Source organism: Micromonospora wenchangensis (assembly GCF_002210435.1).
Lineage (GTDB): Bacteria > Actinomycetota > Actinomycetes > Mycobacteriales > Micromonosporaceae > Micromonospora > Micromonospora wenchangensis.
This window is the reverse complement of record NZ_MZMV01000111.1, coordinates 1-11876: the sequence shown is the minus strand read 5'-3', so window position 1 is coordinate 11876 and position 11876 is coordinate 1. Positions and strand designations below refer to the sequence as shown.

Below are 11876 nucleotides of genomic sequence, written 5' to 3'. Positions count from 1 at the left end.
TCGCCAGGTGCTCGCGCCCGCGCAGGTTGTCCCCGATCAGCGAGGCGAGCTGCCCCGCGCCGACCTGGAGGAACACCCGGAACCCGGCGGCGTACATGGCCTCGACGGTCTGCCGGAACCAGACCGGCTCCATCATGTGCCGGACGAAGATCCGGTTGACCTCCTCCTCGTCGGCGGGGAACGGCGCGTGCAGGGTCGCCGACCACACCGGCATCCGGGTCGGGTGCACCTCCCAGCGGCCCAGGGCGGCACCGATCGAGGTGAGCCCGTCGGCGAAGGCGGGGGTGTGGAACGCCGACCGGAACGGCAGCTTCTGGCACAGGATGTTGCGGGTACGCAGCGCCTCGACGAGGCGGTCGACCTGCGGCTCCGGGCCGTTGACCACCGACTGCGCCGGGGCGTTGTCGTGCGACAGGACCACCCCCGGGTAGTCGCCGAGCAGCGGGGCGACCCGGTCCGCGCCGGCCCCGACGGCCGCGAAGACGTAGCCGGAGACCTCCACCGAGTCGGCGTTGAACAGGTCGAGGAACTCGTCCATCGCGGCGGTGCTGATCTGACCGCTGACCGCGGCGGCGGTCCACTCGCCGATGCTGTGCCCGGCGACCGCGTCGGGTCGTACGCTCATCCGGGCCAACGCCGTGTCGAGCAGCTTGCCCACCTCGATCAGGCCGGCGCCGTGCCGGCCCAGGTCGGCGGCGGACCACTCGCGGTCCGGCAGGCCGAAGTGGGCGGCCAGGTCGGCGGTCCGGGGGGCGAACTCCGCCTCCAGGCCGGGGAAGACGAAGGCGAGCTTGCCCGCCCCCGCGCCGAGCAGCGGCTGCGGGCTGAACCAGATGTCCCGCCCGCCCCGCCACGCCTGCCCCCGGGCCACCGTCTTACGGGCCACCGCGAGCAGCTTGTCCGTCGGGTTGACGATGCCCAGCCGGGTCTGCGGCGGAGCCTCCCCGCCGGAGCGGGCGGCCAGCTCGACGCCGATGCGGCGTACCTCCTGGTCGTCGCGGTCCAGCAGGTCGGCGAGCCCGGCCGGGTCCGGCGCGGCCAGCCAGAGCACCTGGTCCGGCTCGTCGACCACGGCCCGACCGGCGGCCGGGGCGGTCAGCCCCACCACCGGCTCACCCACCGACACCGGGGCCTGCTCGATGATCAGGTGGGCGTTGATCCCGCCGAACCCGAACGCGTTGACGCCGGCCCGGCGCGGCCCGTCGCTCTCCCACGGCCGGGCGGTGTCGATCGGCGCGAACCGGGTCGCCGCCATCTCCTTGCGCGGCGTCTCGCAGTGCAGGGTGGGGGGCAGCACCCCCCGGTGCACCGCGAGCGCGGCCTTGATCAGGCCGGCCACCCCGGCGGCCGGCATGGTGTGCCCGATCATCGACTTCACCGAGCCGATCACCGGGCGCGGCCCACCGGTGTACGGGCCGAACACCTCCGCCACCGTGGTCAGCTCGGCGGCGTCCCCGGTCGGGGTGCCGGTGCCGTGCGCCTCCAGCAGCCCCAGCGCGTCCGGGGCGGTCGGGTCGAGCCCGGCGGACTCCCAGGCCCGGCGGATCGCCAGCACCTGGCCGGAGACCGCCGGGTTGAACATGCTCGCCGACTTGCCGTCGCTGGACACCCCGCTGCCCCGGATCACCGCGTACACCCGGTCGCCGTCGCGCACCGCGTCGGCGTACCGCTTGAGCACCACCACGCCGGTGCCCTCGCCGATCAGCAGCCCGTCGGCGGCGGCGTCGAACGGCCGGATCTCGCCCCGCCGCGACAGCGCCCGGAGCTGGTTGAACACCGACCAGAAGCTGATGTCGTGCACGTGGTGCACGCCACCGGCGAGCACCGCGTCCAACCGGCCGTTGAGCAGTTCGGTGATGCCCTGGTCCACGGCGATCAGCGAGGAGGCGCAGGCGGCGTCGATGGTGTACGCCGGGCCGCGCAGGTCGAGCCGGTTGGCCACCCGGGAGGCGGCCAGGTTCGGCACCAGGCCGATCGTCCCCTCCGGCTGGTACGGCCCGAGCCGCTCGTCGAACTTCTTGCGCAGCAGCTCCAGCCGGGCCGGGTCGACGTCGGGGATCAGCTCCCGCAGGATGCTGACCACCTGGCTCGACATCCGCACCCGCTGGGCGTAGCGGGCCTGGGCGGGGCTGAGGATGCCGCCCCGGCCGAGGATGACGCCGATCCGGTCACGGGCCGGGAGGCGGTCGCCGCCGCCCGCGTCGTCGATCGCCGCGGCGGCCACCTCCAGCGTGATCAGCTGGTCCGGCTCGATGTCGCCCACCGAGGCGGGCATCACCCCGAACCGCAGCGGCTCGAAGGTGGCGAACTCGTCGACGAACCCGCCGCGCCGGCAGTACATCCGGTCGGCCCGGTGGGACTGCTCCGGGTCGTAGAACTCCTCGTCCCAGCGGTGCGTGGGGACGTCGGTGATCGCGTCGACCCCGCCGATCAGGTTGCGCCAGTAGGTCTCCAGGTCACCGGCGGAGGGCATCAGGGCGGCCATCCCCACGATCGCGATCTGGCCGGGCGCAGCGGCGCCGTTGTTCATCGGTTCCTCCGACGGGTGGGGCGGGTGGGGGCGGGACGGCTCATCGACGCCCTCACCACCCGGAGGCGGTGTAGACGACCGAGGTGACCGACGCGTCGGCCCAGGCCAGCTCGCGCAGCAGGGCCAGCGCGCCCTCCTCCGGGTCGATCAGGCCGATGCCGCGCCGGGCGTACTCGCGGCTCAACTCGGCGGTGACCATGCCGCCGTGGCCGACGCCGGGCGCCCACGGCCCCCAGTGGACGGTCACGGTGCGCACCCCGGTCCGGGCCGCGTAGCGGGTGCCGATGGCGTCCAGGGCGTCGTTGGCCGCCGCGTAGTCGGCCTGCCCCCGGTTGCCGTAGGCGGCGGCGATGCTGCCGAAGAAGACCAGGAACCGCGGCGCGCCGGGCAGCGCGTCGAGGCCGGCCAGCAGCCCCCGGGCCCCGTCGACCTTGGTGTCGAAGACCCGGGTGAACGACGCCGGGTCCTTCTCGGCGATCAGCTTGTCCTCGATGATCCCGGCGGCGTAGACGACCCCGTCGAGGCGGCCGTACTCGGCGTGGACCGCGGCCAGCAGCGCGCGGGTCGCCGCCGCGTCCCGGACGTCCAGGGCGTGGTAGCGGACCTCGCCACCCAGCTCGGTCAGCTCGGCGATCGTCGCGCTCACCTCCCGGGCGGCCAGGACGGCCTGCGCGGTGCGGGAGATCTCGGCCGGCGAGGACAGGCCCCGTCGGGCCAGCACACCGACCAGCGCGGCCCGGTCGGTGGCGGCGGCCAGCTCCGGGTCCTCCGGGCCGGACGGCAGCGGGGTGCGGCCGACCAGCTCGATGCGGCAGCCGCTGGCCGAGGCGAGCGCCCGGGCGAACCACGGGGTGATGCCCCGCGCCCCACCGATCAGCACCACCACCGAGTCGCGTTCCAACCCGATCGCGGCGGCCTCGGACACCCCGTCGCCGGCCGGTCCGGCACCCCCGGCGGCCAGCGCGCCCAGCTCGACCGGGACCAGGTCGGCGACGTAGCGCCCGTCGCCACGCCGGGCCACCACCGGGGCGTCGGCGGCGGTGAGCAGTTCGTCGAGCAGCTGCCGGGCCAGCACGTCCGGCGTCGCCGCCGGGTCCACCGCCACGAACCGGGCGGTCAGCCCCGGGTACTCCCGGGCGATCGTGCGGAACAGGCCGGGCATGCCGTCGGCCGCGCCGGCGACGTCCTGCGCCCCGGCGGCGAGCAGCCAGCGCGGCCCGGCGGCCAGGGCCCGCTGCAGCAGCGGGAACACCGCGGGCAGCAGCGGCTCGTCGAGGTTGGTCAGCCCGTCGAGCACCAGCACCCCGTCGAAGCCCTGGTCGGCCTGCTCGCTGTCGAGGACCCCCAGCTGGCCGCCGGCGCCGTGCGCGCCGAGCAGCTCCGCCAGGTACGCCCCGACCGGTCCGCCCCCGGTGATCAGGAACCGCATCCCGGCGAGCGTGCCCGGGTCGACGCGCTGTCCGGGCTGGACGCTCTCCCGGGCGACCAGCCGCTTCGGCGCGATCCCCACCCCGACCTCGGTCGGCGCGGGAGACACGGCGGGTGCGGCGGCCGGGGCGGCGACGCTCGCCGTCGGGGCGGCGGGCGCGGCGGCCGGGGCGGCGACCGTCACCGTCGCGGTGACGGTGGTGTTCATCTTCTGGTCGAGCCAGGTGACCATGGCGCGGACGGTGCGGGCCTTGACGAGGTCTTCGAGTTCGCTCTCGTCGCCTTCGACGCTGAGGGAGAGGCGTTGGGCGACCTCGCCGGCGACCTCGGCGCGTTTGATGGAGTCGATGGACAGGTCGGCTTCGAGGTCGAGGTCGGGCTCGATGAGGTCGACGGGGTAGCCGGTGCGCTCGCTGATCACCGCCAGGATCGCCTGCTGGAAGTCCGCGGCGGTGACGCCGATCTGGTCGCCCGACGGCAGCGCGGCGGTCAGCGTGGCGGTGGTCGTGACGGTGCCGCTCATCTTCTCGTCGAGCCAGGTGACCATGGCGCGGACGGTGCGGGCCTTGACGAGGTCTTCGAGTTCGCTCTCGTCGCCTTCGACGCTGAGGGAGAGGCGTTGGGCGACCTCGCCGGCGACCTCGGCGCGTTTGATGGAGTCGATGGAGAGGTCGGCTTCGAGGTCGAGGTCGAGTTCGATGAGGTCGACGGGGTAGCCGGTGCGCTCGCTGATCACCGCCAGGATCGCCTGCTGGAACTCGGCGATGCCCGGCCCGGCCGGCGCGGCGACCACGGCGACCGCAGCAGCGGGCGCGGCGACCGGGGCGGGGGCCGCGACGGGGCCGCCGACCGCGGGGGAGACCGGCACGACGTCCGGGGTGACCGGCCGGGGCCGGGCGACCGTCGGCGCCGGGGCGATGGCCAGCGCCGTGCCGCCGTTCGCCCCGGCCACGGCGGGGGCCGGGGCGGGGCGTGGGGCGACGGCAGGCGTCGGGGCCGGAGCCGGAGCCGGCGCGGGAGCGGCGGCGGGCAGCGACCGGGGGACCGGGGCGGGCGTCGGCGTGGGCGCCGGCCCGGCGTACCCCTCCACCCGGTACGCCCCGGTGGGCTCCCCGGCCGACCGGCTGCCGCCGTCACCGGGGTCACCGAGGAAGGCGAGCATCACGTCCCGCTGGGTGGCGATCATCTCCCGCGTGGTGCGCAGGTACTCGCTGAGCAGCTCGCCCCGGATGTCCCGGACGGTGGCCGGCGCGGGCGCGGGCGCGTCGACGGTCCGGACGTCCCGGACGGTCGACGGTGCGGGGCCGCTGACGGTGCCGGTGGCGGCGCCGGGGGTGGTGGCGGTGCCATTGGCAGGGGTCATCGACAACTCCTTGATCCGTCGGGGAGGGGTCATGCCACCGGGAAGGCAGTTGCCGTGCTGGTCCCGGACGAGTTGGCCGTCGACCGTCCAGAGCGGACGACGGTTCGGTGCGGTGGTGGCGGCGGCGTCCGCGACCCGGCCGTGGAACAGCCAGTCGGTGCGGACCGGGGTGCCGGCGCAGGCGAGTTCGGCGACCGAGATCAGGAACCCGCGCAGGCCGTCGGCCGGGCCGCGTTCGCAGGCGACCGTCTGGTGCGGCCGGTCGCCGAGCACCGCCTGCACCAGCCGGCTGAGCACCTGACCGGGGCCGACCTCGACGAAGAGGCGGGCGCCCGCGGCGTACATCGCCTCGATCTGCTCGACGAAGCGCACCGGCGCGCCGATCTGCTCGGCGAGGTGGTGGCGGACCTGGCCGGCGTCGCCGGAGTACGGGGCGGCGGTCAGGTTCGACCAGACCGGGATGCGCGGCTCGGTGATCGACCGGGTGGCGAGCACCTCGGCGAAGGTCTCCACCGCGCCGGCCACCACCGGGCTGTGGAAGGCGCAGGCCACCGGGATGGCGCGGGCGGACAGTCCGGCCTCCTTGAGCGCGATCACCGCCGACTGCACCTTCGCCGTCGGGCCGGAGACCACCACCTGCTGCGGGCCGTTCCGGTTGGCCAGCACCACCTCGCTGGTCAGGCCGGCCCCGGCGAGCACCTGGGCGACCTGCTCGGCGCTGGCGGCGACCGCCGCCATGGTGCCCGGGTCCTCGCCGCAGGCGTCGAGGATGGCCGCCGCCCGCTGCCGGCTCAGGTCGAGCAGGGTGGCCGCGTCGAACGCCCCGGCGACGCAGAGCCCGACGAGTTCGCCGTAGCTGTGGCCGGCGGTCATGTCGGGTCGGACGCCGAGGCGGCGCAGCAGGTGGTCCACGGCGAGGCCACCGATGCCGAGCACCGGCTGGGCGGTGCGGGTGTCGCGGACCCGGTCGTCCTGGGCGCGTCGGGAGTCCTGGTCGAACGCGGTCGGCGGGAAGAGCAGCTCCGCGGCGTCCTTGTCGAGTTCGAGGTAGTGCCGCAGCTCGGGGAAGGTGACGAAGAGTTCGGCGAGGGCGCCGGGGCGTTGGCTGCCCTGGCCGGGGAAGAGGAACGCCACCTGGCCGGGTCCGACCGGGTCGACCCCGGTCGGCTGGACCAGGCCCCGGGCCGGGTCGTGCTCGCCGGCCAGCGCCCGGTGCAGCAGGGTCTCCAGGTCGGCCAGGTCGCGGGCGACCACGGCGACCTGGGTCGTCCCGGGCCGGTTGGCGGCCCTGGCGGCGACCGACGCGGCCAGCTCGGCCAGGCGTCCCGCCCGGTTGCCGGCCCCCTCGGCGGTCAGGCTCTCCAGCAGCTGCCGGACGGCCTGGTGGGCGGCGGCCCGGTCGGTGCCCCGGAAGCAGAACAGCTCGGCCGGCCAGATCCGCTGCGCGTGCCGGGGTTCCGGCGCGTTGGCGTAGGCGCTGAGCACGACGTGGAAGTTGGTGCCGCCGAAGCCGAACGCGCTGACCCCGGCGATCCGTTCGGCGGCCGGTGCGGGCCACGGGCGGGCCTCGGTGAAGAACGCGAACGGGCTCTGCTGCGGGTGCCAGGCCGGGTTGGGTCGTTCCAGGTGGATGGTGGGCGGGCGGATGCCGTGGTAGAGGGCGAGCGTCGCCTTGATCAGGCCGGCCAGCCCGGCGGCACACTTGGTGTGCCCGATCTGGGACTTCACCGAGCCGAGCGCGCAGCTGCCCGGTTCGGCGCCGGCCTCGACGAACATTCGGGTCAGCGTCTCCAGCTCGGTGCGGTCGCCGACCACCGTGCCGGTGCCGTGCGCCTCCACCAGGCCGACCTCGCGGGGGGAGATGCCGGTGCGGTGGTAGGCCCGGTCCAGGGCCCGCCGCTGCCCGTCGGGGCGCGGCGCGGTCAGGCCGAGGGCCCGCCCGTCGCTGGCCCCGCCGAGCCCCTTGATCACGCCGTAGATCCGGTCACCGTCGCGTTCGGCGTCGGCCAGCCGCTTGAGTACGACGCACGCGACGCCCTCGCCGAGGGCGATCCCGTCACCGGTGCTGTCGAAGGGGCGGGACCGGCCGGTGGGGGACAGCGCGTGCGCCGAGGTGAACATCAGGTAGTCGTTGACCCCGTTGTGCAGGTCGGCGCCGCCGCAGATCATCAGGTCGCTGTCGCCGGCGACCAGTTCCTTGCAGGCGGCGTCCATCGCGGCCAGCGACGAGGCGCAGGCCGCGTCGATGGTGTAGTTCGGCCCACCCAGGTCGAGCCGGTTGGCGACCCGGCCGGCGATCACGTTGGCCAGCACGCCGGGGAAGCTGTCCTCGGTGACCGTGGGCAGCAGTTCCTGCATCTGCTCGGGCACCTCACCGAGGTACGCCGGCAGCATGGTGCGCAGGGTCTGCGCGTGGCCCATGTCGCTGCCCGCCTCCGCGCCGAACACCACCCCGGTCCGGGCGTGGTCCGCGCCGGGGGCGTCGTACGGGTAGCCGGCGTCGACCAGCGCCCGGTGGGAGACCTCCAGGGCGAGCAGTTGGGTCGGGTCGATGCTGCTCAGCGCGGCCGGGGGGATGCCGTAGCCGATGGCGTCGAACGGAACCGGCTCGATGAACCCGCCCCACTTGGAGACGCTGATCCGGCCGGTCTGCCCCGGCCCGACCTCGGGGGCGTAGTAGTGCTCGGTGTCCCAGCGCTGCGGCGGGACCTCGGTGACGGTGTCGACGCCGCTGAGCACCGTACGCCAGAAGCTGTCCAGGTCGGGGGAGCCGGGCAGCATGCAGGCCATCCCGACGATGGCGATGTCCAGCGGGGCGGGCGGCTCGTCGATCTCGACGGCCGGCGGCGTGAGCCGGGCCCGCAGGGCGTCGAGCCGGTCGGCGTGGAAGCCGCGTACCGCGGTGGTGACGTCGTCGTGCAGCTCGGCGACGGTGGTGGCGCGGTCGCGCAGCACGGCTACCTGGCCGGCCATGAACAGCCCGTCGCTTGCCTGGACGTTCTCGTCGACGGTCTCGACGACGTCGCCGGAGCGGCGCAGGCCCTTGCTGGCGATCCGCAGCCGGCCGACGTTGAGCAGTTCGAGCTGCTCCCACACCTCGCGGTTCTCCACCCCGGCGCCCTCGAGCTGGGTGCGTAGCTGGTGGAAGTCGTCGACGAACGGGGTGTGCAGGCAGCGGGTGGCGTGCCCGGGGGCGGTCTCCAGCAGCGCGGTGTGCTCCGCGGTGAGCGCCTCACGCTGGAACAACGGCTGGACCGCGCCGTGGGTCACGGCCTCGGCGGTGAACAGGTAGGCGGTGCCCATCAGCACGCCGATCCGGGCGCCCCGGCGGGCCAGTGGCGCGGCCATCGTGGCCACCATCGCCGCCGACCGGGCGTCGTGCACCCCACCGGCGAAGAAGATCTGGAGCTGGGCGCCGGCGGCGGGATCGGTGTCGAGGTAGTCGTCGAGCACCGCCAGTTGGGCCTCCCACAGCGGGAAGCTCGCCCGGGGTCCGACGTGCCCGCCGCACTCGGCGCCCTCGAAGATGAACTTGCGCGCGCCGGAGCGCAGGAACTGGCGCAGCAGGCCGGGCGAGGGCACGTGCAGGAAGGTGCTGATCCCCTGCTCCTCCAGGGCGCGGGCCTGTGGCGGGCGGCCACCGGCGATGATCGCGCAGGCGGGCCGGATCTCCTGGATGACCTCCAGTTGGGCGGCGCGCAGCTCCTCGGGGGCGAAGCCGAGCACCCCGACGCCCCACGGGCGGTCGCCGAGCTGGGCGGCGGTCTCGGTGAGCATCCGGCGGCACTGGTCGGCCGAGTTGAGGGCGAGGGCGATGAACGGCAACGCGCCGCCGTCGGCGACGGCGGCGGCGAAGGACGCCTCGTCGCTGACCCGGGTCATCGGGCCCTGGGCGACGGGCACCCGCACCCCGAGGGCCTCGGCCAGGGGGGCGTGCGGCTGGAGCAGGTCGGCGGCGTCGGGGCCGTCGACGGCGTCGAGCATCGCCGCGCGCATGCCGCGTACGGCGGCGGCGGTGTCGGGCCAGCGGTCGGCGAAGGCCGCCGCCAGCCAGCCGTCCTGGCCGACCGGGAGCAGTTCGCTGTCGCCCTGGTGCGGGCCGCCCCGGCGGATGCCCCGTACGCCGTCACGCAGCACGGTCTCCGAGCCGTCCATCCTGCGGATGACGGCCTGCACGTCGGCCGGCAGTTCCGACTCGGGCATCAGGGCGAGCTGGGTGTCCAGCACCACGCCGGCCGCGCCACCGACCAGGCAGGCCCCGGCGGTCCGCGGGCCGATCCCGCCGGCCACCCAGACCGGCAGGTCGAGGGTGTCGTCGGCGACGAGCTGCTGGAGCAGGACGAAGGAGCTGAGTTCGCCGACCCGGCCGCCACCCTCCATCCCACGGGCGATCAGCCCGTGCGCGCCGGCGGCCGCGGCGGCGTGGGCCTCCGCCCGGCTGGTCACCTCCACCAGCACCCGGTGGCTCCCGGTGATCTCGGCCAGCGGCCACGGGCCCGTCGGCTCGACCACGATCAGGTCCACCCGGCCGGCGGCGGCGCGGTCCACCTCGGCGGGGGTGGCCCGGCAGCCGGCCGGGACCCGGACGCCGATCGGGGCGGACGACCAGCTCGCGGCGCGGGCGAGCGCCCGCAACGACCAGTCGTCGCCGGTGGCCAGGTCGATGATGCCGCGTCCACCACCGGCTGCGGTGGCGGCCGTGATCCGTGGGCCCGGTTCCAGGACGCCGACGGGGTTGACGACCAGGATCAGGTCACGTGTGTACGGTGCGCTACTCATCGGGCTCCCACTTCGGGTCGCGAAGGATCGCGGGCTGACTAGGGAATTTGCCGGCAACGGGCCGGCGAACGCGTGCTGATTTGCCGCAGTAAATGTCGCACTGCGTCACAATCTAACGTCGCCCAGTTACAGCCCGGTTAAATCCGCCGATCAACGGGCGCGGGCTGAAGATTTCCTACCAAGGCTACCGGATATGCCGTCGGGTTAACCAGGCACGATGTTCGTCGATGCGACGAGGCTGCCACCGGATCGTGCCATCGATGCTTGTCCAGTCATTTGCGGTTTTATTTCCAAACTGTTTTCCGGTGGCCGGTGAAGTCCCTGGTAGTGGAGATCGGGACTTCCCGTATCCCACTATGTGGAACGGGTCTTGCCATCGATTGCGGTATGCCTCAAAGATCCGTATCGGTATTCATGCCATCATTACCCATCGATTAGCTATGGCATTCGTGAGGCGAGGTGGGATTGGTTCTCGATCTTTAAACTCCCTGGTGGGGCGCAGATCATTCGCCGACCGCGCATCCGTCCCACCCGTTGCCGCTGACCTCGGCGGTGACCGCCGACCGGGCGACGAAGCCCTGGAGGCGTCACCGATAACGGCTCTGGGCTGGCCAAACGCCACCCCATGACGACGGTTGACGTACTCCCTTAACGAACGTTTCATGCGCTGTCCGCCGGGTGGTCGTACCCACCGGTGGCACGCGCTCTGCGGGGGTGATTCCTCCGGCAGCACCGACCTCTGTACAGGCCGCCACCAGCCGGGACGGCCGTCACCGTGACGGTGGTCCGACCCGGCCGGGCAGGCCTTCCCAATTCCCTTCCGGATCGGCGGTAATTGTGCGTAGCCTGCTTCTTCTTGCCCTCGTCGGCCTCGGTGCACAACTGGTCGACGGCAGTCTCGGGATGGCGTACGGCGTGACATCCACCACATTGTTGCTGGCCCTCAACACAGGTGCGGCGAGCGCTTCGGCGACCGTCCACCTGGCCGAGATCGGCACCACCCTCGTCTCCGGCGCCGCCCACTGGAGGTTCGGCAACGTCGACTGGACCGTGGTCCGACGGGTCGGCGTGCCGGGCGCCGTCGGGGCGTTCGCCGGGGCGACGTTCCTGTCCAGCCTCTCGACGGCGACCGCGGCCCCGATCATGTCGCTGATCCTGCTGGCCCTCGGCCTCTACGTGTTGATCCGGTTCACCGTCGCCGGCCTGCCCCGCGACCGGGTCGGCCTGCCCCTGCGTAAGCGCTTCCTCGGCCCGCTGGGGCTCGTCGCCGGCTTCGTCGACGCCACCGGTGGCGGCGGCTGGGGGCCGGTCGGCACCCCGGCGATCCTGGCCAGCGGCCGACTGGAACCGCGCCGGGTGATCGGCTCGATCGACACCAGCGAGTTCCTGGTGGCGGTCGCCGCCAGCCTGGGCTTCCTGGTCGGCATCGGCTCGGAGAACATCAACTTCGGCTGGGTGGGCGCGCTGCTGCTCGGCGGCATGATCGCCGCGCCGATCGCCGCCTGGCTGGTGCGACTGGTCCCGCCCCGGGTGCTCGGCTCCGCCGTCGGCGGGGTCATCGTGCTGACCAACATCCGGACCCTGCTGCGCAGCGAGTGGATCGGTGCCCCGGACGCCGTCCGGTACGCCAGCTACCTGCTCATCGCGGTGCTCTGGGCGGCGGCGGTGGCCTGGTCGCTGCGCCGGCACCTGGCCGACCGGCAGGCCACGCCGGTCGCCGTCGGGCCGGAGAGCGGTGCCGGAGAGCCCGCCACCACGTCGAGCTGAACCCGGCGG

The 11876-nt window shown here is 74.1% G+C and carries 3 protein-coding genes; 1 reads left to right on the top strand and 2 read right to left on the bottom strand.

What is annotated here, in order from left to right:
• Both B5D80_RS31915 and B5D80_RS34955 read right to left on the bottom strand, forming a co-directional pair.
• On the bottom strand, positions 1–2530 hold a 2530-nt coding region (locus B5D80_RS31915; protein ID WP_144081832.1), incomplete at its 3' end, for a type I polyketide synthase.
• Between the two features lie 52 nt (positions 2531–2582).
• Positions 2583–10100 carry a type I polyketide synthase gene (locus B5D80_RS34955; RefSeq protein ID WP_088647646.1) on the bottom strand — a complete coding sequence of 2506 codons (7518 nt, stop codon included), beginning with the start codon at positions 10098–10100 and terminating at the stop codon, positions 2583–2585.
• Positions 10101–10937: 837 nt separating this feature from the next.
• Here B5D80_RS34955 and B5D80_RS31905 point away from each other — a divergent pair.
• The gene (locus B5D80_RS31905) at positions 10938–11867 is read left to right on the top strand and encodes a sulfite exporter TauE/SafE family protein (RefSeq protein ID WP_088647645.1); all 930 of its coding nucleotides are present in this window, start codon (positions 10938–10940) and stop codon (positions 11865–11867) included.
• Positions 11868–11876: the final 9 nt, after the last annotated feature.